Origin of the sequence: Blochmannia endosymbiont of Camponotus sp. (genome assembly GCF_023586365.1) — a bacterium.
GTDB lineage: Bacteria > Pseudomonadota > Gammaproteobacteria > Enterobacterales > Enterobacteriaceae > Blochmanniella.
In genome coordinates this window covers 556,042-579,196 of the sequence record NZ_CP097759.1, presented here as the reverse complement: position 1 = coordinate 579,196, position 23,155 = coordinate 556,042, and the positions used below count along the sequence as shown (strand labels likewise).

Genomic DNA, 23,155 nt, shown 5'->3' with positions numbered 1-23,155 from the left:
ATATAGCCATAGTATGATCATTAAAATACATTCAAAAATTATAATATATTTATAAAATTATTTTTAGTATATAATCGTATTTACAATCTGTTCTTAAAGTATACCATATTAATGGAGGATGTCTTTGAAAAAGAATGTTACAAACAAAAATGGTTGTCATTTAATATTATCAGATACACCAAAAATATCTTTTAAGAGCTGCAAACTAGAAATATATTAGAATTTTTTAGTAATAATAAGATTAACGAATATAATTTATGTATTATATTTTATACAAATTCCGTATTAAAATGACAAATTAGCGTGTTGAAGCCTTTAGTAAAGAATTTGAAAATATTTTTTGTTTATTTTATAAGTATGATATTTGTTGTAGTAGATGTTGATATGTGAAGAATATGCTGCCATCGATACCCAATTTTGTATCTGCGTTGTATATAGTGCCGACTCCTATTGGAAATTTGCAAGATATTACGTTTCGGGCTTTATCAGTATTACGTCAAGTAGACTGTATTGCTGCAGAGGATAAACGTCGTACTCGTATATTGTTGGATTTTTTTTCTATTCATACATCTTTATATATATTACATCAATACAATGAACGCAAGAGAATACCAATGTTAATATCAAAACTACAAGAAGGATTGAGTATTGCTTTAGTTTCTGATGCGGGTACTCCATTGATTAATGACCCAGGATATTGTTTGGTACAATCTTGTCAGAAGTTAAGTATTCGAGTTGTTCCTTTGCCTGGCCCATGTGCTGCTATTACTGCATTGTGTGGATCTGGTTTACCATCCGATCGTTTTTGTTTTGAAGGGTTTTTGCCACATAAACATAATTTACGCATAGAGCGTTTACGAGATTTGTCAGAAGAATCACGTACGTTAATTTTTTATGATGTAAAACATCGTATAATAGATACTTTAAAAGATATGGCTAGTGTTTTTGGGTTAGAGCGTTATGTTGTGTTAGCTCGAGAGTTAACTAAAATATGGGAATCTATTTATGGAGCTCCTGTTGGTCAATTATTATCTTGGGTGCAAAAAGATCATTATCGGATTCAAGGAGAAATAGTTTTAGTTGTAGCAGGAAATTGTTTAAAAAAGAATGAATTGTCTCCAAAAATACTTCAGGTCATGCGATTATTAGCATCTGAATTATCCGTAAAAAGAGCTGCAACTTTAGCAGGATACATATATGGTGTGAAAAAGAATATGCTTTATAAGAAGTATCTAGATGAAAAATTAAATAATATTAACGATTAGATATTTATTGATTGATGACATAGCGTAGAAAGAAGGGTTATAATACTTCGAGGAGTTGGCTAGACAATCGCTGCTTTTTTGTGTTTATAGTGATTTATAGTTGCTGTAATTACAAGTGAAGGGGAGGAAAGTCCGGGCTCCATAGGGCAGAGTGCCAGGTAACGCCTGGGGGATATCAATCTACGACAAGTGCAACAGAAAGAAAACCGCCGATAATTATTTTTATAATGGATTATAGAAAATAATATAGGTAAGGGTGAAAAGGCGTGGTAAGAGCACACCATCCGAATTGGTAACAGTTCGTGTTATGTAAACTCCACTCGGAGCAAGGCTAAATAGAAGTTCTATAGTATGGTCCGTACTGAACTTGGGTAAGCTGCTGAAACTAACGTGTGAATGCTAGTTTAGATGAATGATTGTCCGAGACAGAACCCGGCTTATCGGCTAACTCCTCTAAAAAAAATTAAATATAATCATCGTGTATGCTGTTGTTGTTATTCATATATAAAGATATTTTTAGTATCGTATATTCAAATAATGTTTCTTCAGGGAAGAAGATCGCAAATTATATTTGGATGGCAATCAAATTACGTTTAATGATTCATGAGTTATTGATCATGATACATTTTATGAGAAAGTTGTTGTTTTTTAGAATAGATATGTTTTGTGGAAGTTTAAATCAATTTTTTAAAGATTTGTTAATACTTGGAATACATATGTTTTAAACTACATTTAGTAAAAAAATAATAGTAGTATTTATCAAAATACGCATTGTTATATGAAAAATATCAATAGATATCAAAATTATATGTTGTTATGCGTTATTCCAAATTATAGATTGGTTGTTTTTATAACGATTTTTCCAAAAAATTGAGAATTATAGTAATTAGTTAGAAATTATTCGTTCTGAAATGGAATTAGAGTGTTATTTTAGATTTTAATAGGATAGTATATTCAGACTGTTAAAGAAAAAGTCATTTAATTGGGGTAAATTTATTAATATGAATTATATTTATTTGAATAATTAGATATTTTGTGTGCTATGGAATTCAGTAAGTAATGAATATTTTAAAAGAATTACTAAATGTAGTTTTATGGCAAAACAATATTGTATTTTTTCCTAATGCGAGATTAGCACTAGCTATTTATTCGTTAGCATTTCTTATTCTTTTTTTGGAGAATGCTATTATTCCGGCTGTTTTTTTGCCTGGAGATAGTTTATTAGTAATATTAGGGGTATTGGTCGCAAAAGGTGTTTTAAACTTTACTATTACTTTAGGAATTTTAACAATAGCTGTAAGCTTAGGTAGTTGGATTAGTTATTTACAAGGTAAATTTTTGGAAAATAACAAAATTTTAAAACGTTGGTTATCTTTGTTACCTAATAAATTTTATCAAAGAGCGAATTATATGATCCATAGACATGGATTGTCCGCTCTTTTTATTGGTCGCTTTATAGCATTAGTACGAACAGTATTACCTATTATTGCAGGAATATCTGGATTAAGTTCTTTTCGTTTTCAGTTATTCAATTGGATCAGTTCGTTTTTGTGGGTATTTGTATTTATTGTTTTAGGTTTTTTTTTAGAACGACTGGAATTTTTTCATACATATTATAGTATGTAATAAAAAAATTTAATTATTATCAATAATAAGCGAGATGTAGATTTTATGTTTTTTAACAACAAGAATGGCCATACGTACATTCTTGTATGTTTTTGTTTATTAAGAATGAAACATCAGATTTTGATTGCAGAATAAATGATTTGTAAAATACTTTAAAATATAAGGAATGGCCCCTGCTGGATTTGAACCAGCGACCAAGCGATTATGAGTCGCCTGCTCTAACCAATCTGAGCTAAGGGGCCTCGTCGATGGCTATTATGATGATATAATAGCATTCAAATTATATTAATAATCTCACTTCATGTACATAATAATTTGTTTCATTTATTAAATAAAATGTTATGTATGATACATAATATACAGAATATAATGTTTTTTATTAATTTTAATTATTTCTGCATTATGTGATTTTGTATTTATTGATGCGCTTGATTGTCATAATGTATATCATATTTTACAATGATCAGAGTTATTATTTTCGATGTTATGTGTTGAATAAAGTATATGGTATCATGATTATAAAGAAAACGAGTAATCATGATTTTTAAATTATATTTACTTAATCATCTAAAAAGCTTCGTAATATTTCAGATCGACTAGGATGACGTAATTTTCTTAAAGCTTTTGCCTCTATTTGACGAATACGTTCGCGAGTTACGTCAAATTGTTTACCCACTTCTTCTAGAGTGTGGTCAGTATTCATATCAATCCCAAATCGCATACGCAATACTTTGGCTTCTCTTGGGGTTAATCCGGCAAGTATATCATGAGTAGCAGTACGTAAATTATCTGAAGTTGCTGAATCTAAAGGTAAATCATGATTAGTATCTTCAATAAAATCTCCAAGATGAGAATCTTCATCATCTCCTATAGGAGTTTCCATAGAAATAGGTTCTTTAGCAATTTTTAACACTTTTCTAATTTTATCTTCTGATATAAGCATACGCTCTGCTAATTCTTCTGGCGTTGGTTCATGCCCTATTTCTTGTAACATTTGTCGAGAAACTCGGTTAAGTTTATTAATAGTTTCTATCATATGGACTGGGATTCGAATAGTACGTGCTTGATCGGCTATCGATCTAGTAATTGCTTGACGAATCCACCAAGTAGCGTAAGTGGAAAATTTATAACCACGACGATACTCAAATTTATCTACGGCTTTCATTAAACCAATATTGCCTTCTTGTATTAAATCTAAAAATTGTAATCCTCTATTTGTATATTTTTTGGCAATAGATATAACTAAACGAAGATTAGCTTCAACCATTTCTTTTTTAGCTCTTCGAGCTTTAGCTTCTCCAATAGACATACGACGATTGATATCTTTCACTTGTTCTATTGTTAGTCCGGTTTCTTTTTCAATTTGATGTAATTTTGACAAACTGTTCTGTACATCTTCATCAACTTTATACAATTTTTCTGACCATGATGTGTGCATAGATAAAGCTGTATTAAACCATGTTTTATTGGTTTGGTTTCCTGAAAATAACGCTATGAAATTTTTTTTTGGCATTTTACTAATTTCAACACATAATTTCATAATTAAGCGTTCTTGTTGACGTACTCGTTCCATCATAGAGCGCATATTATTAACTAAATAATCAAATTGTTTTGGAACTAACCTAAATTGTTTAAATATTTCAGAGAGCTTTAAAATTTCTTTTGATGATTGAATGTGATTTCGTCCATTGTATTTAATCGTTTTACGTGTTATTTCATACTGGTCACGTAGTGCTGTAAATTTTACATAGGCTATTTCTGGATCAATGTTATTCTCATCATTATTGTCTTCTTCATCGTCATCAGATATTGATTCAGTCGTAACTTCAGCAGTGATGTGATTTATGTTTGTGTGTATTGATGTATTTTCATTTATATCGGGATCTACAAAACCTGTAATTAAATCCGAAAGGCGTGTTTCACCGGTTTCTACGCGCTTATATTGTTCTAAAAGATAAGTAATTGCTTCTGGATATTCAGAAACTGAACATTGTACTTGATTTATTCCGTCTTCAATTCTTTTAGCAATATCTATTTCACCTTCTCGTGTTAATAATTCTACAGTACCCATTTCTCGCATATACATGCGTACTGGATCAGTTGTCCTACCTAACTCTGAGTCAACGCTAGTTAATGCTTGCACAGCTGCTTCTGTTGCATCTTCTTCATCATTAGTAGAATTAGTGTGTTCGACTAATAAAAACTCGTCGGAATTAGGGGCTTCTTCCATGACTTGAATACCCATATCATTCATCATTTGGATTATATTTTCTATTTGACTAGGATCCACGATGTCTTCTGGCAAATGATCATTGACTTCAGAAAAAGTTAAGTATCCTTGTTCTTTACCGAGTGTGACGAGTAACTTAAGTTGCGATTGTGGGTTATGTTCCATAAAAGACTCCCACGTTTCAAAATAATATTTATATTTAAAAGTTTAATAGTGGTGTAATGCCCATCCCATCTATCGATGATATGTAGTAAATTATTACAAAAATAATTCATTCAGGAGGTATCTTCATGATTGTTTTCATTAGTGACATTAAATCCAAAGAGTTTGTAATTTTTATATTAATGTTTTGACAATGTTTGATTTAGTAACCATAATTCTTGACGTTCTTGAGTTGTTAGGCCAGATGTACGATCACGAGCAATGAGTAGCTCTTGGCGTTTTTCAAGAGTCAGATTATATAATTTGGTCAAAGCATCAATAAAAGTAGTCTCTATCATATCATTTGTGATTAAATGATTCCAATATGCTAGTGATTCAAGTTTTGAAAAAAATTTATTTCCACGATAATGCTCTAATAATTGCGCAGCAGTTGATATTGGATATGTTTTGCATATTTGAATTAAATCAATAAACATTACAATATCATCTTGTTTCAATTGTTCCAATCCTTGTATACTTGGCACTAATTTAGAAAGTTGTGGATTTTGTATTAATAATCCTACCAATACGTGCTCTATGCTGTTATTTATATAACATCTTTTTATTTTATTAGTATATGTAATAGGTTTGCTTACGAGCAATTGACTTAATTTATTATCATCTAGAATTCCTATTTTGTTGCCTAATTGTTGCAGTAAACATAATTTCAATGTTTGTCCTGGAATTTTTTTAAGTATAGGTAGCATCAAACTACTTAATTTAACTCGACCTGATAATGTTTGTAAATTTGTTTTTTGCGATAATGTTTCAAATAAAAAATTTGATAAGTCTTGTGTTTGAGTTAGCTTTTTTAAAAAGTTGTCTTTTCCTATTTTACGTATTAATGTATCCGGATCTTCTCCATGAGGCAAAAATGAGAAATGTATTTGACGTTCGTCAGTAAGATACGGCAGAGCAGTATTTAATGTACGCCAAGCAGCTTTTTTACCAGCATAATCGCCATCATAACAACAAATGATTTGATCAGTAATACTATATAACAACCGAATATGGTTATCAGTAGTAGAAGTTCCTAAAGCAGCAACTGCATAAGTAATTCCAAATTGTGTTAACGTGATAACATCAATATAACCTTCTACTAAAAGTATGCAAGAGAGATTTTTGTGTTTTATACGCGCTTCGTATAAGCCATATAAATGTTGACTTTTTTTAAAAATTTCGGTATCTGGTGAATTCAAATACTTGGGTATTTTTTTTTGAGTAATAACACGACCTCCGAATGCCACAATTCTTCCTGCTACATCCCGTATAGGAAACATTAATCGGTCACGAAAGCGATCATATTTATATTTTTTTGTATTATTGCTAATTAACATGCCTGATTGATCAAGTAGTTTTTGATCGTATAATGTAAGATTAAATTTTTGTATTATATTATTCCATCTGGGCGGAGCAAATCCAATATTGAAGTCATCAATGGTTTTGTCATGTAATCCACGATTTTTCAAATATTTGTAAGCGTATAAATATTTTTTTTGGGTTAAGATATTTTTATAGTATACGCATAATTTATTCATTAACTGATATAAGTTATCTTTTAGACAATTATTATGTTTATAAACGTTTATATTTTTCTCTATTGAGATTCCGTGCATGATCGATAGTTCTTTGATAGCTTCAATAAATGTAAGTCGATTATAATTCATCAAAAAATCTATCACATTTCCATGTGATCCACAGCTGAAGCAATAATAGAATTGTTTTTCGATATTAACAGTAAATGATGGATGTTTTTCAGTATGAAATGGACAACAGGCCAAAAAATTCTTTCCTTGTCTTTTTAAAGGAACGCGTTGACTAATTAACTCAACAATATTAGTACGCGATATCAATTCATTAATTACTGTATTTGGGATTCGAGTAATTGTATCTCCTTAGCTCATTTTATTGAGAACAGATAACAAAATTATCATCATCATGGATGATTGAATGTTATATATGTAACTAAATGCGCTTTGGTATTTTATAACTAGAAAAATAAGTTTTTATTGTTAATTTCTGCGCATGAAAAACTACAAGTTTATTTAGTATAATCGAATGCGTCTTAAATTTTCTCGAGCTAGTTTTTTTATATGACGTTTAATAGCCGATGCTTTGGCTCGTTTACGTTCTGTAGTTGGTTTTTCGTAAAATTCTCTACGACGTACTTCAGATAAAATTCCTGATTTTTCACAAGATCTTTTAAAACGACGTAACGCCACATCAAATGATTCGTTTTCACGCACTTTAATTATTGGCATATATTTGTCTCTATTATTTAATATTTGATTGAAGATTATTGTCATTAACATTATATATATAACTATATTTTTACTATTTTGTAATATAACATTAAATATTATGACATGAAATATAAATAGTGTGAGTATTTTTATAATTATCAATTGAATATGGGGGTATTATATGCGTGTTTTAGGCATTGAAACTTCATGTGATGAAACAGGCGTAGCAATTTATGATCAAGACAAAGGATTATTAGTTAATAAAGTATATAGTCAAAATGAATTGCATGCTAATTATGGAGGCGTTGTTCCTGAATTAGCTGCTCGTGATCATGTACGAAAAATAGTTCCTTTAATTTTATGTACACTAGATCGAGCTCGTTTAGAGCCAAAAAATATCGATGGAATAGCATACACTGCTGGACCTGGATTGATGGGCGCCTTATTGGTCGGAGCAACAATTGCTAGAACACTTGCGTATGCTTGGAAAATACCCGCTATCGATATTCATCATATGGAAGCTCATTTATTAGCGCCAATGTTAGAAAAAAAGGCCCCTACTTTTCCATTTATAGCATTATTGGTATCTGGAGGACACACTCAACTTGTGTCTGCAAGCAATATAGGGGAATATAAATTATTAGGAGAATCTATTGATGATGCTGTTGGAGAAGTGTTTGATAAGATTGCTGTATTATTAGGATTAAAATATCCTGGAGGAGCTTTATTATCAAAAATGGCTCAGAAGGGCATTTCGAAGCGTTATATATTTCCCCGTCCTATGACTGACCGTCCCGGTTTGAATTTTAGTTTTTCTGGATTAAAAACTTTTACGGTGAATACTATTATGTCAAGTTCTCGTGATGCTCAAACTTGCGCTGATATTGCACGTGCCTTTGAAGATGCAATTATTGAAACATTAGCAATCAAATGTCGTCGGGCGTTGAATCAAACAGGATTAAAATGTTTAGTGATATCTGGAGGTGTTAGCGCTAACCATGCGTTAAGGTCGTATCTTTTGAAGATGATGCATACTTTACAGGGAAGCTTGTTTTATCCTAGATCGGAGTTTTGTACAGATAACGGCGCAATGGTGGCTTATGCTGGATTCATTAGACTAAAGGCTGGATTATTTAGTGATTTACCAATTTTAGTAAGACCGCGCTGGTCATTAGAAGATCTTCCACGAATACAGTAATCGTTATAATTTATGTATTAGTAATATTTTTATGTTAATCACGCCAAATACAGTTTTCTTTATGATGCCATAATCGTTTAATATTAGCTGCGTGCTTTATTATAACTAAAGAAGCTATTATGATTGTTGGAAGTAAATATTGAGATTGAAAATACCAAGCATAACAAGGTATAATGCACGCAGTAACTATGGCTCCCAATGAGGAATAACCAAAAGATAGCACAGTTAATGACCAAGTACTGATCATGACGATGGAAAGATTAAGGTCTATGGTTGTAAGGGCTCCAAATGCGGTAGCTACACCTTTTCCTCCGCAAAATTTAAAAAATATGGGATACATGTGTCCCAGGCAGGAAAAAATGGCTGTAGCTCCTAAAAAAATAGGTGAAATTTCTAAATGAAATCCTAACCATACCGGAATTGCTCCTTTTAATATATCAAATAAAATTACACTAATTGCAATTTTAAGACCTGCGATGCGTAAAATATTAGTAGCACCGGGGTTTTTAGAACCAAAATTTCTTGGGTCTGGAAAATGTAATATTTTGCATATTAAAATAGCGCTAGATATTGACCCTAAAAAATAAGCAAATATCGTCACTAGAATAGAAAAAAAAATCATAATAATTAATTTTATTGAAGTTAAATAGCAATTACTACATATATTTTATAGATATATGTGTGTATATTAAACAGTCAATATCATTTAAATAAATAGTTTTTTATGTAATTGAATATAATATATGATGGATATCTTATTTATTGAACGACTGACAGTAATGGCGTATATTGGTATAAATGACTGGGAAAAAAATTGTTTGCAAAAATTAATTTTTGATTTGCAATTGTCATGTAATACTGAATTTTTTTCAGATCACCAAAGTATAGTGTCTTATATCGATTATACTCATGTAAATCAAGTCATACTTAATTTAGTGAGCCAGAAACATTTTTACCTAATAGAAAATGTTGCTAATTTAATAGCAAACACGTTAGTAGAAAAATTTGGTGTTAATTGGGTTCGTGTAAAAGTGAACAAACCTGGCGCCATTCATAATGCTTTTAATGTTGGTATATGTGTTGAACGAAAGAATAACACGTTTCTTAATTCTCTAAAAAGGACTTAGTTTATTGAGAAGTATATAGATGTATCTGTAAAATAAGAAAAATTTTTTTAAAGAATCATCAATTATTCTACAACCATGAGTAGCGTGGCAGTGCATATGTCAATGATTGATATTACGTTAAATATTATAATTTATGTTATTGATTTTGGATCATTAATATTAGATGTACGTAAATTAGTTGTTTCATTGATTTTGGGGATAGTAGAAGGTTTAACAGAATTTCTTCCTATTTCTTCAACGGGGCATATGATATTGGTAGAAAATGTTTTAAATTGCATGGATGATTCGGTTATAGCTTTTACTGTGATTATTCAATTGGGTGCTATTTTGTCTATAACAAAGATTTTTTGGAATCAGTTATATAGCATGAGTATGATTTGTATAAAAAAAATATTTTTTAAACAACATGATGATAATAATCATTTATGTATTCGACATATATTGTTAGGAACGATTCCCGGAATAATGTTAGGTATGATTTTTTATGAAAAAATTGGATTGATTTTTGAGTTAACATATATTATGTATGGATTGATAATTGGAGGGATTTTTTTATTAGTTGGAGAATTATGTGTATCTACTAGAGCATCATGTGTATCAGATATCAATAATATAACTTATTTGCAAGCTTTTTTAATTGGGTGTTTTCAATGTTTAGCTTTTTGGCCGGGATTTTCTCGTGCTGGAGCTACTATCGGAGGAGGATTATTAGTTGGGCTTAATCGACGTATATCATCAGAGTTTTCATTTTTTTTAGCGGTTCCTATTATATTTGGTTCTGCGGTATTAACTTTATATCATTATAGATCGTTTATTGGGCTCATAGATGCTTTATTATTGATAGGGGGTAGCGTCATAGCATTTGTTATAGCATTATTTACTGTAAGATATTTTTTGAAAATAGTTCAAAATGTGTCTTTAATTCCTTTTGCTATATATCGATTTTTATTAGCAGGGGGTATTTACTGGGGGTTAATGACATGATTGACATTAATGTGTTTGATAGAAATTTAAAATTATTAGATATTTGTATTGGTTAATGTGCTTTGTGTTGAATATTAAATAATAGAATTATTGCTATAGGGATAATTATTATTATGATTTATATAAAAATATTATTTTTTTGTATATAAATTTAATAACCATTAAAGTAGTTACATATGTATTTGTAATTTGTTTTTAGTTGTGCGTATTTGCTTTAAGTTATTTGATTGTTTATAGTGTTTTTAAAATTTTGTAGATACATATTTTTATATTTGTTTATTTTTCCATGAATTTAAAGCATGTAAACGTCTGGCGTATAATTCCTTACTTATGTTTGATCCGGTGAATCCATCTTTAATAATGTTTGCAACGGAAATTTTTTTAGTCACAATAAAGGCGGTACGTAGTAAATTTTCTTGATTGATCGAATAATTGTTATAATTTTCGCATCGTATTGTCTCGGATTGACTAATCAAAATAATTTGATCTATTCTACTTGGTCGGCGCCAACAATCAAAAACACGAAATAAGGTCATTAACATTTCAGGCGCCAATATTTTCACGTTATATAAATAGCTGTGATATTCTGAGATAATTTTTGAAAAATTACGAATTTCATGTGGTATTTTGAATCTATTGCATAAATCGTGAATTAAAGTAATCCCTAATTTTCTGTGATTATGATGTTTGATATTTTTGTTTTTTTTATTAAGAGGGATTCCTTTTCCTAAATCACGACATAGAACAGAAAAACGTACACTGATATCATCCGTTAAATGAGCAGTCTTAGAAAGTGTTCTCATAGTATAACAACCAGTGTTAATTTTTGTGCAATACTGGGTTGAATCAGGTATATCAAATAGTGCATCTAATTCAGGAAATAAAATCTTTAAGGCTCCGCAATGCCGCAATATTGTAAAATATACTTGTGGATTATCTGTGATCAAAGCTTTTTTTGTTTCTGTCCATACACGTTCTGGAGATAACGATAGTAATTCATGAATCATTTGTTTCATTAATATTAGCGTTTCTGGAGCTATAGTAAAATTCAAGTGTGCGAATCGCGCAGCAAAGCGAGCGACTCTTAGTACTCGTAGGGGGTCTTCATGAAATGTATGAGAAACATGCCGTAATAGTCGTAATTCTATATCTCGTTGTCCGTGATATGGATCTACAAGATTTCCGTGTGAGTCATAAGCCATAGCATTAATAGTCAAATCTCTACGATACAGATCTTCTTCAATAGTAATTGAGGGAGCCGTATGACAAATAAACCCAGTATATCCTTGACCGGATTTTCGTTCAGTGCGTGCCAATGCATATTCTTCATGGCTTTCCGGGTGTAAGAATACCGGAAAATCTTTTCCGACTTGCTCATAGCCTATATCTAACATTTCTTGAGGACTAGATCCCACTACTACCCAATCTTTTTCTTGAACTGGTAGTTTTAGCAATTTGTCTCGTACGGCGCCACCCACTAAATATTTTTCCATTAAGCAATTCTCAATTAAATGATTTTCATATTAAAATCCTACTGATTAACTTAAAATAAAACTATTTTATATGGAATAAAATTTTATATATAAAATATAGTGATTTTTTTTTTTTTATTAATTATATTAAATAAAAATTTTTAAACAATTATTTTGATAGTAATGAATCAAGTCAATTAATTAAGATACATAAAGTTATATATGGTGCAGATAATTTTACACATAAAGCATGAATATGGGCTGTAGTCTAATACAAAATATTATTTTTAATTTTTTGAAAATATAAATTAAGTTGTATTTCAAGCAGTATTATAAATGTACTAGAGTTGTTTGTATTATTAATTTTGATTACTTATCAAATAATTTATTATGGTTATAATTATAATATATAATTAACTATACTTTTATTTGTTCAAGATGTTTATTAGGTAAATTATGACTGTTACTTTTCCAAATTTTTCCAAATCGAGTGTATTAATTGTAGGGGACGTTATGTTAGACCGTTATTGGTATGGTTCTACCGATAAGATTTCCCCAGAAGCACCTGTTCCAGTTGTTAAGATCAGTAAAATTATAGATCGACCAGGTGGAGCTGCTAATGTTGCAATGAATATCGCTTCTTTAGGCGCTCAATCAAGATTATTAGGATTAACTGGAGTTGATGAAGCAGCTAAAATTTTAAAAAAGCAACTTGACGAATCAAATATAAAATGGAATTTTATTTCAGTTAGAACATGCCCTACTATAATTAAATTACGAGTAATGTCACGTGATCAACAACTCATTAGATTAGATTTTGAACAATATTTTAATAATGTTGATACTACGAAATTACTTGATCAAGTTGAATTGTATTTACCAAAATATAAGGTATTAGTATTGTCTGATTATGCCAAGGGGTCTTTAAACTGCATAGAAGAAATTATTAAATTGGCACGCTATATGAATGTACCGGTTATCGTAGACCCTAAAGGTATACAATTTGCTCGTTATAAAGGCGCGACTTTATTAACTCCTAATATATCAGAATTTGAATCGATAGTAGGATCTTGTCGTAATGAAAAAATTTTGATAAATAGAGCTCAAGAAATTATAATTGATTACAATTTATCAGCTTTATTGATTACACGCTCTGAAAGGGGTATGACTTTATGCACACGATATGCATCCCCTTTATATTTTTCAACTCAGACAAAGGAAGTATATAATGTAACTGGTGCTGGGGATACAGTAGTTGGTGTGCTGTCAGCAGCATTGTCTTCTGGTAAAAGTTTGGAAAAAGCGTGTTTTTTAGCTAATTTGGCCGCCAGTGCGGTAATAAAAAAATCTGGGACTTCTACTAGCAATGTAACTGAAATGAAAAATATCATGAATAGTCATATATGTACTACTTTGCCTGTCGGTATATTAGATGAGAAGACGTTAAAACAGACAATATCTGTAGTTCGTAATAGAGGCGAAAAAATAGTCATGACTAATGGTGTCTTCGATATATTGCATTCTGGTCATGTAAGTTATTTGACTAATGCTAAAAAACTTGGGGATAGATTAATTGTGGCCGTAAACAGCGATGGCTCAACGAGACGTTTAAAAGGTAAAACAAGACCTATAAATACTTTAGAACAACGGATGTTTATAGTAGCTGCCTTATCAGTCGTAGATTGGGTAGTGCCTTTTTATGAGGATACACCCTCAAGATTAGTTGCATACTTGTCTCCAGATTTTTTGGTAAAAGGTGGTGATTATCATGTATGTGATATCGAGGGAAGCCAAGTAGTGCTGAATAACGGAGGGACAGTGCGTGTGTTAAATTTTCAAACTGGTTGTTCTAGCAGCAATATTATTAGTGCTATTAAACGTAAAAATTGAAAAACACGTAAGGTAATTTATTATAAAAATATATTTTTAGTATGACATTAAAATACAGCAAATATTTAAGTCACGAGATGCGCGTATGAGCGCGATAATACCCGGACAAAAGTAAGACGTAGATATATTGATATGATATGGAATCGATATAATTATTCTATTTATGACAATATAGTTAAAATAGATTAATGTGACTGATGGTTTCAATTTGTGTTTATATTGGTTTGTAATATTTTAAAATTTTTATAATTATTTTGTTTTTATTGTGGTTTGCGCATACATTATGTAGTGACATAAAATTATTTTGATTCTTCATAATTCCTATTTACTCGTCTAATGTCATAATAATTTCAAGATGTTTCTATTTAAAATTATATGTAATATTTGAATAATGTTCGGAATAAATTTATATGAATGACATTAAATTTTTTGATTTTCAAGATTAATATATCAATGTTATTAATTATTTTTTAATTTATGTAGTATTACTCATAATAAATAGTGTTTTGATATAAATTTTGATTTATTGATATAAATTCGGTGCGTCATGTTTTGTATATATAGTGTTGATGCATGCAGAGTAAAGATGGTTTAGTGCACACAAATTGTATTTGATCATAAAAATATGCAATTTGACGGCATTATCAGTACGATTTTATAAAGATGATTTGATATAATTTGAATGCTAGTAGCGATAGTCTAAATGAGGGATGGGGATATAGATTTTAATCAATATATATATATATATATATATATTCGTTTTATTTAAATTGTACTTTTGTTTGCAGTTTGATCGCATTTTTATTGCAATCAATTATGGTAATTTAGTGAGGATTTAATTATCATGCGCCGGAGGAGTGTTTTATCTGAATTTGGATCGCCTATAGAGCGTGTCCAAAATGCGTTAAAAGCGTTACGAAATGGTCGGGGTATTTTAGTAATGGATGATGAAAATCGTGAGAATGAAGGTGATATGATATTTGCTGCGGAAAATATGACAGTTGAACAAATGGCATTAGCTATTCGTTATGGTAGTGGAATAGTTTGTTTATGCCTTACAGAGGATCGATGTAAACAATTAAATTTAACAATGATGGTAGAGAATAATAGTAATCGTTATAGAACTGCTTTTACTGTTACTATAGAAGCAGCAAAAGGTGTAACTACTGGGGTTTCGGCTGCGGATCGACTAACTACTATTAGAGCTTCTATAGAAGATAGCGCAAAGCCTTCTGACTTAAATCGTCCTGGGCATGTATTTCCCTTACGTGCTCAAAATGGAGGAGTATTAGCTCGTTTTGGTCATACAGAAGCAGCTATTGATTTAACTTCATTAGCTGGATTAGGACCATTTGGGGTATTGTGTGAAGTAACAAATGAAGATGGAAGTATGGCGCGTATATTAGAAATAATTGCGTTTGCACGTAGGCATAGAATGCCAGTTTTAACTATTTCAGATTTGATAACTTATCGTATTCATATGACTTAACGAAAATCATTGTCTATTAAGTAATAAAGTTTTAAGAATATTTTAAATATATTTATTGCATAAAGAATTATGTATTAAATACTCATCAATGATGCTTGTATTTCATGATGTGGTTTTTGAACGTATCCAATAGCATATTTACATGGCAATATTTTATATGAATAAAATTCATGTATCCTAATCAGGATAGTGTTTTTGACTGCAACTATTATAATTCAATAATTGTTCTGAAAATATTAACTATAAGAAATGATCTTGTCTGATTAAACACGAATACAATGATTATATAATTTTTTTTGATAATAGGTTCCTAGCGATATACTCCAGGAGAAAATATGCTTGCCATTATACGTGTTATTTTAGCCTTGATATTATCAATTAATATTTGTATATTTGGTATTATTTATTGTTTATTAAGACCGCGTCAGTCGTATAATACTGCTCTTTTTAGTCGATTATTCGGCAGTATGGCTCCTATTTTTGGGATTCAACTTAAAATACGAAATTTGTCAAGTAATCAATTACCGAGGAATTGTATATATATTGCTAATCATCAAAATAATTACGATATGATCACAGTATCTTGTGTTGTGAAGCCACGTACGATAATGGTAGGTAAAAAAAATTTACTGTGGATTCCATTGTTTGGGCAACTGTATTGGTTATGCGGAAATATATTAATTAATCGCCGTCAAAATACTCGGTCTCATAATATTTTGATACAAAAAGCTAAATCTGTTAAAACGCACGATATTTCTATTTGGGTGTTCCCAGAAGGCACACGTAGCGCCGGAAGGGGATTGTTACCATTTAAAATTGGTGCGTTTTATGCTGCAATTACAGCTCAAATACCAATTGTACCTGTTTGTGTTTCTAATATTTCTAATAAAAAAATAAAATTAAATCGTTGGTCTAATGGTTTAGTGATTATTGAAGTTATGCCTCCTATAGCAACTCAAAAATATGAACCTAACAAAGTACGTGACATGACTAAATATTGTTATGAAGTTATGAAAGTAAAAATTGATTCATTAAATAAAGAAGTAATTGCATACGAAACACAGATATCTCGATCATTAAAAACACGTGTATGAAATAGTTTTTAACTGTATTGGAGTGAATACGAGTTTTATCGTTTGTTAATTTGAATATGTAAAAATTACAGGTATGTGTATCAATATTATTAATTAGATGCTTTTTAGTTAATATATAAAGATAAAAATATTTTTAAATGTTCAAGTTGTTTATGTCATTATGTATTTATGCGGTTAAGAGCATCTGATAAATCACGAATTAGATCACTAGGGTGTTCTAATCCCACATGAACTCGAACTAATGTTCCTGTAAAATCTAATGTACCCGAGGGACGTATAGAGCGTAGTTCTTCTACTTGATTAACTAAAATTAAAGATTCAAATCCACCCCAGGAATATGCAATTTTAAAGTATTTAAAATGATCAATAAAATTGGATAATTGTAAATCATTTAAACGTTTCTTTAAAATAAATGAAAATAATCCGCTAGATCCACTAAAATCTCTTATAAAATGTTTATGTCCTTTGCATGTAGCTAAAGCGGGATGATTTACTCGTTCTATTGCTGGATGTTGAGCTAACCAATGAGCAACATGCAGTCCATTCTCTTCATGTTGTTTTAATCTAATATATAAAGTGCGTAATCCACGTGATGCCATGTAAGCGGTGTCAGCATCAACCATTTGCCCCATTAAATAAGATTGTTCTCGTAATTGATCCCAACAACGTGCATTAGAAACCGCAGTTCCTATCATGCCATCAGAATGGCCTATGATATATTTAGTACCTGATTGTAGAGAGACATCTACTCCTATATCTAATGCTTTAAAAAAAACTCCTGCTGACCAAGTATTATCTAATAATATGATGATATCTGATTTTTTTTTACGTACTGATTTAACGATACTAGGAACATTTTGTACCTCCATCGTTATTGACCCTGGTGATTCTAATATCACTAAACGGGTGTTATGTTGAATTAAATTAGAAATATCATTTCCAATTAATGGATCAAAGAAGGTAGTGTCTATATTCATTCTTTTTAAAACATATCGACAGAATTTTTGAGTTGGTTCATATGCAGATCCTGTTATTAATATATGGTCTCCTGGTTGGACAAAAGACAGGATCGTATGAGTAATTGCTGCTGTTCCGCATGGATATAGTACACAACCAACACCATTTTCTAATTCAGTCATTGATTGGCGTAGGGAAAAATGGGTAATAGTTCCATATCGACCATAGAATAATTTATCAGTTGTATTATGATTGTTAACAGCTTGCTGTTTTTGTTGAATTGAATTGAATACTACTGAAGATGTGCGTTGGATAATAGGATTAATTGCGCCGTATGTATATTTCTGATCTCTTCCAGAAGTGATTAATGTAGTTTCAAATTTTTTCATGATCATTGTATTGAATGAACTAATAATGAAAACTAAGTTTATTCGATTATGTTATGTAATAAATGTTATATTTTTCTTGGTGTTATTTCCATATGTTCATATGGATTTTGTTGCATCAAAATTGAATATAATGAAAACTTCATATTTTACTAATTTTAATAAATCCATATGACGATGTCTAGTATTTAGTGCCTTACAAGCATATGTTAATTTTAATTTTTAATTTTATAATAATAATTTATAGATAGAGGTTTATGCCTGAAGATGTTCGAATATATGATATGCATGGGTGTTTTTTTGAAATTATTTAATTACCATACATCTAGTATCAACTAGATGTATGGTAATTTTTTCTAAAAAAAATTAAAAATATTTTAAAATAATACAGAATGAAGTATAATTTTTGTATTCTAGAAAAGTTATCTTTTAATAAAATTATTTATTTAAACATCAGCGGTTGTTAAATGTTATAAAATACATTATATATCATGTCTAAATTCACTTAGATCGTTGTTACACCAATTTTATTTATTATAGTCTTTTAATATACATTAAATTTAATGGGCATTGGCTATGTTTTAGGTTTTGTAAGTAGTGAAAGTTATTATGAGTGTTATTGGGATCAAAACCATTATATATATAGTCACACGATGTACGGGATTTAATAGACTAGACCAGTAAGTATTGGTTAACAACAATAGGTTACTATGTTTTCAATGATAAAGTTAATACGATCGGTTTGTTGTGATAATAAACGATTGGGCTGTATGGAAAAAATGAAATGATTTTACTTGAATACTTATAAAGATCAAATTTTATTTGTGAAAATAATATTTTTTAAATTAATTACAACAATTATTTCTATGTTTAAATGATATTAGTTGTCTTTAATGAAATTTAGGATGTTAATGTTAATGTGTTACTTAATTATTGTCGAGTATCATTGAAAATTATGTTGTTGATGTGTTATTTTTAATATTTAAATGTTGATTATTGATTTTTCTGCTATGGAAGTATATTGCGATAAGCAATAGAAGATGCCTGGAGTTGTTTATAACTCTATGGAAAATTTTGTAGATATGCAGCAAAAATAATTATTAGTTTATTGAAACGTCAAATCAACTGGATGGGGTCTTTAAGATGTGCCCGGACTTGGAATTGAACCAAGGACACGAGGATCTTCAGTCCTCTGCTCTACCAACTGAGCTATCCGGGCTTATTAGTTGTGTTTGTTACACATGTATACAAAAGAAATCTAATTGTATTATCTTTATTCTTTTGAATTCGTCAATATATTTTATTTGTCGATGAAACCATTTTCTATTTAAAAGTACTTTTAAATAGAAAATGGTTTCAGATAAGATCTTCATTGGAAGAAAGTATTTATATGTTATTCATTCAATCAGGAAGATTTGCGTAACCTTAATATAAGATGGGATTTGCTTTTTCTAATTTTTAAATATTATGATTATAATTAAATTTTAAAAATAAAGTTTATCTTATATACTACATAAGTGGCGATTATAATTATTGGGGTTGCATTATCAATGATTGTTCTGTTTTTTGTATTTATAGAACATTAGTGTTTCCGTAATACAGATTGCATCCATGATAAATAATTTGGCTCCCCATCTATAATGGGGAGCACTAGAAATTCTGGAACTTTATAGGGGTGTAATTGTTTAATTGTGTTTAACACCGCTCCTTTTAAGGAACTGCGTGTCTTGATTAATAATTGTAATTCATCCTGATCTTTCAAGGTGTTGTCCCAATAATAAAACGAGCGAACTTCGCATAATAAAGTTATGCATGCCGCTAATTTATGATGTAATAAAGCTTTTGTTAAATTCAAAACAATGGACATATCGTTAGGTGTGGTGCATAAAATTATTATCATTTTTCTCTGTAAATAATTCGATTAGGTATCTGTCAATTACATTGCTATGGAAAAAATTTTTAAACAACATAAAAGAAATGTCTTACCGATTATTTTTAATTGTATATTCATGTTAATAATGGCATGATGTTTTGTATGAATCGTTGATTCATTATACTAGATAATGATTGTGTGTGAAGTACTAAGTAAATAAATATTAATTTTTATTGATTATAAGAAGATGTACTTATGAAGGCGTGAACATGTACATATATAAAAATTTTCGCATTCCCCCTTGAAGCAATCTTGAATGCCCCCATTTTAAGTATTGTCCTGAAGTGATGAGTATTAATAAAATTTGCATTTGATGTTCAATGTCAGAATTTATTAATGTAGGATGCGAATAATTAGATAACATAATTAGGGAGCATTAAATGAAAATTCGTCCATTGCATGATCGTGTAATTGTTAAACGTAAAGAGGTTGAATCGAAGTCTGCGGGAGGCATTGTACTGACTGGATCGGCAGCAGGAAAATCTACTCGTGGAGAAGTATTGGCTGTTGGTCATGGCCGCGTTTTGGAAAACGGGGGGGTAAAAGCTTTAGATGTACGTATTGGTGATACCGTAATTTTCAATGACGGGTATGGTGTGAAAGTGGAGAAAATTGATAATGAAGAAGTATTGATTATGTCAGAAAGCGATATCCTTGCTATCGTTGAGAAATAATTCGCGACTAACTTATTAATTGAACTTTGAAATTTTTAAGGAAAATGAAATGGCAGCTAAAGATGTGAAATTTGGTAATGATGCGCGTGTCAAAATGCTGCGCGGAGTAAACGTGTTGGCTGACGCAGTGAAAGTTACTCTTGGCCCTAAAGGTAGAAATGTGGTATTAGATAAATCCTTCGGGGCGCCGGTTATAACTAAAGATGGAGTATCTGTGGCACGAGAAATTGAGTTAGAAGACAAATTTGAAAATATGGGCGCTCAAATGGTGAAGGAGGTTGCTTCTAAAGCAAATGATTCTGCAGGTGATGGAACTACTACTGCTACCGTGTTAGCTCAATCTATAGTTAATGAAGGACTAAAAGCTGTAGCTGCTGGAATGAACCCAATGGATTTAAAACGTGGAATCGATAAGGCAGTAGTTGCAGCAGTAGAAGAATTGAAAAAACTATCTGTGCCTTGTTCAGATCCTAAGGCTATTGCTCAAGTGGGTACTATTTCTGCAAATTCTGATGAAACTGTTGGTAAACTTATTGCTCAAGCAATGGATAAGGTGGGGAAAGAGGGAGTTATCACTGTAGAAGAAGGATCGGGTTTACAGGATGAGTTAGATGTAGTTGAAGGCATGCAATTTGATCGCGGTTATCTTTCTCCTTATTTTGTTAATAAACCTGAAAGCGGTACTGTGGAGTTAGAGCATCCTTTCATTTTATTAGCAGACAAAAAGATTTCTAATATTAGAGAAATGTTACCTATACTAGAATCTGTTGCAAAAGCAGGAAAACCGTTGCTTATTATTGCTGAAGATGTAGAGGGCGAAGCTTTGGCGACTTTAGTGGTAAATAATATGCGTGGTATAGTAAAAGTAACTGCTGTAAAGGCACCAGGTTTTGGTGATCGACGTAAAGCTATGTTACAAGATATAGCTGTGTTGACTGCGGGAACCGTGATTTCTGAAGAAATTGGATTGGAATTGGAAAAGGCAACATTAGAAGATATGGGGCAAGCTAAGCGCGTAGTTATCACCAAAGATGCTACTACTATTATTGACGGAGTAGGTAATAAGTCTGCTATAAATAGTCGTGTAGCACAAATTAATCAACAACGTGATGAAGCTACTTCTGATTATGATCGTGAGAAGCTGCAAGAACGTGTTGCTAAATTAGCGGGTGGAGTTGCAGTAATTAAAGTTGGAGCAGCTACTGAAGTAGAAATGAAAGAAAAGAAAGCGCGCGTAGAAGATGCGTTACATGCAACTCGCGCCGCTGTTGAAGAAGGTGTCGTTGCGGGTGGTGGTGTTGCTTTAATTCGTGTAGCTAACGCCATCAGAAATCTATGTGGTGATAATGAGGATCAAAATGTTGGTATTAAGGTCGCTCGTCGTGCAATGGAAGCCCCTTTGCGTCAAATTATGGCGAATGCTGGAGAAGAACCATCAGTAATCGCTAATAATGTCAGATCGGGAGAAGGTAATACTGGTTATAATGCCGCTACTGAAAAGTATGGTAATATGATCGAGTTAGGAATTTTAGACCCCACTAAAGTTACTCGTTCTGCTTTACAATATGCAGCATCTATTGCAGGTTTAATGATTACTACTGAATGTATGGTTACTGAGTTACCTAAAGAAGATAAACCAGACTTAGGAAATGCAGGAGCTGGCGGAAATATGGGAGGTATGATGTAGTTGAGATCAATTTTACGATAATCACTGAAACAAACAACCCTAATCTAACTAGATTAGGGTTGTTTGTTTCAGTGATTATCGTAAAATGTTAATTAATTTTTATAGATTTTATTCAGAATAATTTTTATGGTATTGTACAGCATTAATGAATTTAAAACTGGACTTAAGATCATTCAAAATAAAGAACCGTGTGTTATCATTAGTAGCGAATCCATAAAACCTGGAAAAGGGCAAGCTTTTAGTCGTGTGAGGTTTAGACAAATAATTTCTGGTAAAATCCTAGAGAAGACTTTCAAGTCTGGAGATTTTTTAGAATCAGCTAATATCATGGAGGTTAGGTTGGTTTATGTGTATCATAATAATGAATTTTGGTATTTCATGGATGAAAGGAATTTTGAGGAAATCGCAGTTGCTGCAAAAATAATAGGATCGAACGTAAAATGGATTACAACTCAATTACATTACATAGTAACTCTATGGAATAAAGTACCAATTCTTGTAACTCCTCCTGATTATGTAGAGTTAAAAATTATAAAAATTACTCCAATAAAAAAGAATAGCGCTGGCTCGGCTGGCGTTAAATTAGCTACCGTCAGCACTGGCGCTGTAGTTAAAGTTCCATTTTTTATTCAATTGGGGGAATTAATTAAAATTAATACTCGTTTAGGCATATATATATCCCGAGCAAAGTAAAACATA

The 23,155-nt window shown here is 30.9% G+C and carries 18 protein-coding genes, 2 tRNA genes and 1 other RNA gene; 12 read left to right on the top strand and 9 right to left on the bottom strand.

Translation table 11 applies throughout. The annotated features are described in order from the left end of the window. Positions 1 to 395: 395 nt before the first annotated feature. From rsmI to M9407_RS02430, 3 genes are all read left to right on the top strand, one after another. The gene (gene rsmI, locus M9407_RS02440) at positions 396 to 1,265 is read left to right on the top strand and encodes a 16S rRNA (cytidine(1402)-2'-O)-methyltransferase (RefSeq protein ID WP_250237416.1); all 870 of its coding nucleotides are present in this window, start codon (positions 396 to 398) and stop codon (positions 1,263 to 1,265) included. Positions 1,266 to 1,316: 51 nt separating this feature from the next. Next, positions 1,317 to 1,721: RNase P RNA component class A (gene rnpB / locus M9407_RS02435), an RNA gene on the top strand. A 603-nt stretch (positions 1,722 to 2,324) separates the two neighbouring features. After that, on the top strand, positions 2,325 to 2,891 hold the full coding sequence (locus tag M9407_RS02430) for a DedA family protein (protein WP_250236900.1): 567 nt from the start codon (positions 2,325 to 2,327) through the stop codon (positions 2,889 to 2,891). A gap of 167 nt (positions 2,892 to 3,058) precedes the next feature. Here M9407_RS02430 and M9407_RS02425 read toward each other — a convergent pair. The 4 genes from M9407_RS02425 to rpsU all read right to left on the bottom strand — a co-directional run bounded on the left by M9407_RS02425 (position 3,059) and on the right by rpsU (position 7,583). Further along, positions 3,059 to 3,133 (bottom strand) — tRNA-Ile (locus tag M9407_RS02425). Positions 3,134 to 3,450: 317 nt separating this feature from the next. Then, positions 3,451 to 5,286, bottom strand: a complete 1,836-nt coding sequence (gene rpoD, locus M9407_RS02420) for an RNA polymerase sigma factor RpoD (RefSeq protein WP_250236897.1) — start codon at positions 5,284 to 5,286, stop codon at positions 3,451 to 3,453. A gap of 176 nt (positions 5,287 to 5,462) precedes the next feature. After that, positions 5,463 to 7,208 carry a DNA primase gene (dnaG, locus tag M9407_RS02415; RefSeq protein ID WP_250237415.1) on the bottom strand — a complete coding sequence of 582 codons (1,746 nt, stop codon included), beginning with the start codon at positions 7,206 to 7,208 and terminating at the stop codon, positions 5,463 to 5,465. Between the two features lie 159 nt (positions 7,209 to 7,367). After that, entirely contained in the window at positions 7,368 to 7,583 is a 216-nt protein-coding gene (gene rpsU / locus M9407_RS02410; RefSeq protein ID WP_250226797.1) for a 30S ribosomal protein S21, read from the bottom strand. 163 nt (positions 7,584 to 7,746) lie between these two features. On the opposite strand from rpsU, the gene tsaD reads away from it, so the two are divergent. Beyond that, positions 7,747 to 8,763 carry a tRNA (adenosine(37)-N6)-threonylcarbamoyltransferase complex transferase subunit TsaD gene (gene tsaD / locus M9407_RS02405; protein ID WP_250236896.1) on the top strand — a complete coding sequence of 339 codons (1,017 nt, stop codon included), beginning with the start codon at positions 7,747 to 7,749 and terminating at the stop codon, positions 8,761 to 8,763. A 34-nt stretch (positions 8,764 to 8,797) separates the two neighbouring features. Here the strand turns inward: tsaD and plsY are convergent, their stop codons facing one another. Beyond that, entirely contained in the window at positions 8,798 to 9,385 is a 588-nt protein-coding gene (gene plsY, locus M9407_RS02400) for a glycerol-3-phosphate 1-O-acyltransferase PlsY (RefSeq protein WP_250236895.1), read from the bottom strand. Between the two features lie 121 nt (positions 9,386 to 9,506). Between plsY and folB the strand changes: the two genes are divergently transcribed. Both folB and M9407_RS02390 read left to right on the top strand, forming a co-directional pair. Next, positions 9,507 to 9,890, top strand: a complete 384-nt coding sequence (gene folB, locus M9407_RS02395) for a dihydroneopterin aldolase (protein ID WP_250236894.1) — start codon at positions 9,507 to 9,509, stop codon at positions 9,888 to 9,890. A 96-nt stretch (positions 9,891 to 9,986) separates the two neighbouring features. Then, positions 9,987 to 10,874 (top strand): undecaprenyl-diphosphate phosphatase, encoded by an 888-nt coding sequence (locus M9407_RS02390; protein WP_250236893.1) that lies wholly within the window; start codon positions 9,987 to 9,989, stop codon positions 10,872 to 10,874. A gap of 266 nt (positions 10,875 to 11,140) precedes the next feature. Here the strand turns inward: M9407_RS02390 and M9407_RS02385 are convergent, their stop codons facing one another. Next, positions 11,141 to 12,367: a tRNA CCA-pyrophosphorylase gene (locus tag M9407_RS02385; RefSeq protein ID WP_250236892.1), complete on the bottom strand. Its 1,227-nt coding sequence runs from the start codon at positions 12,365 to 12,367 to the stop codon at positions 11,141 to 11,143. 435 nt (positions 12,368 to 12,802) lie between these two features. On the opposite strand from M9407_RS02385, the gene hldE reads away from it, so the two are divergent. From hldE to M9407_RS02370, 3 genes are all read left to right on the top strand, one after another. Then, entirely contained in the window at positions 12,803 to 14,236 is a 1,434-nt protein-coding gene (hldE, locus tag M9407_RS02380; protein ID WP_250236891.1) for a bifunctional D-glycero-beta-D-manno-heptose-7-phosphate kinase/D-glycero-beta-D-manno-heptose 1-phosphate adenylyltransferase HldE, read from the top strand. 844 nt (positions 14,237 to 15,080) lie between these two features. Beyond that, the gene (ribB, locus tag M9407_RS02375; protein ID WP_250236890.1) at positions 15,081 to 15,725 is read left to right on the top strand and encodes a 3,4-dihydroxy-2-butanone-4-phosphate synthase; all 645 of its coding nucleotides are present in this window, start codon (positions 15,081 to 15,083) and stop codon (positions 15,723 to 15,725) included. A gap of 335 nt (positions 15,726 to 16,060) precedes the next feature. Beyond that, positions 16,061 to 16,819: a 1-acylglycerol-3-phosphate O-acyltransferase gene (locus M9407_RS02370; RefSeq protein ID WP_250236889.1), complete on the top strand. Its 759-nt coding sequence runs from the start codon at positions 16,061 to 16,063 to the stop codon at positions 16,817 to 16,819. Positions 16,820 to 16,977: 158 nt separating this feature from the next. Here M9407_RS02370 and metC read toward each other — a convergent pair whose 3' ends face one another. From metC to cutA, 3 genes are all read right to left on the bottom strand, one after another. Next, positions 16,978 to 18,171, bottom strand: a complete 1,194-nt coding sequence (gene metC, locus M9407_RS02365; protein WP_250236888.1) for a cystathionine beta-lyase — start codon at positions 18,169 to 18,171, stop codon at positions 16,978 to 16,980. Between the two features lie 1,137 nt (positions 18,172 to 19,308). Continuing rightward, positions 19,309 to 19,381: transfer RNA gene (locus M9407_RS02360), tRNA-Phe, on the bottom strand. Positions 19,382 to 19,744: 363 nt separating this feature from the next. Next, the gene (gene cutA / locus M9407_RS02355) at positions 19,745 to 20,062 is read right to left on the bottom strand and encodes a divalent-cation tolerance protein CutA (protein WP_284309672.1); all 318 of its coding nucleotides are present in this window, start codon (positions 20,060 to 20,062) and stop codon (positions 19,745 to 19,747) included. A gap of 413 nt (positions 20,063 to 20,475) precedes the next feature. Between cutA and M9407_RS02350 the strand changes: the two genes are divergently transcribed. From M9407_RS02350 to efp, 3 genes are all read left to right on the top strand, one after another. After that, positions 20,476 to 20,769 (top strand): co-chaperone GroES, encoded by a 294-nt coding sequence (locus M9407_RS02350; protein ID WP_011282622.1) that lies wholly within the window; start codon positions 20,476 to 20,478, stop codon positions 20,767 to 20,769. Positions 20,770 to 20,818: 49 nt separating this feature from the next. Then, a complete protein-coding gene (gene groL / locus M9407_RS02345; protein WP_011282623.1) occupies positions 20,819 to 22,456 on the top strand; it encodes a chaperonin GroEL in 1,638 nt (545 codons plus the stop codon). Between the two features lie 126 nt (positions 22,457 to 22,582). Then, entirely contained in the window at positions 22,583 to 23,149 is a 567-nt protein-coding gene (gene efp / locus M9407_RS02340; RefSeq protein ID WP_250236886.1) for an elongation factor P, read from the top strand. Positions 23,150 to 23,155: the final 6 nt, after the last annotated feature.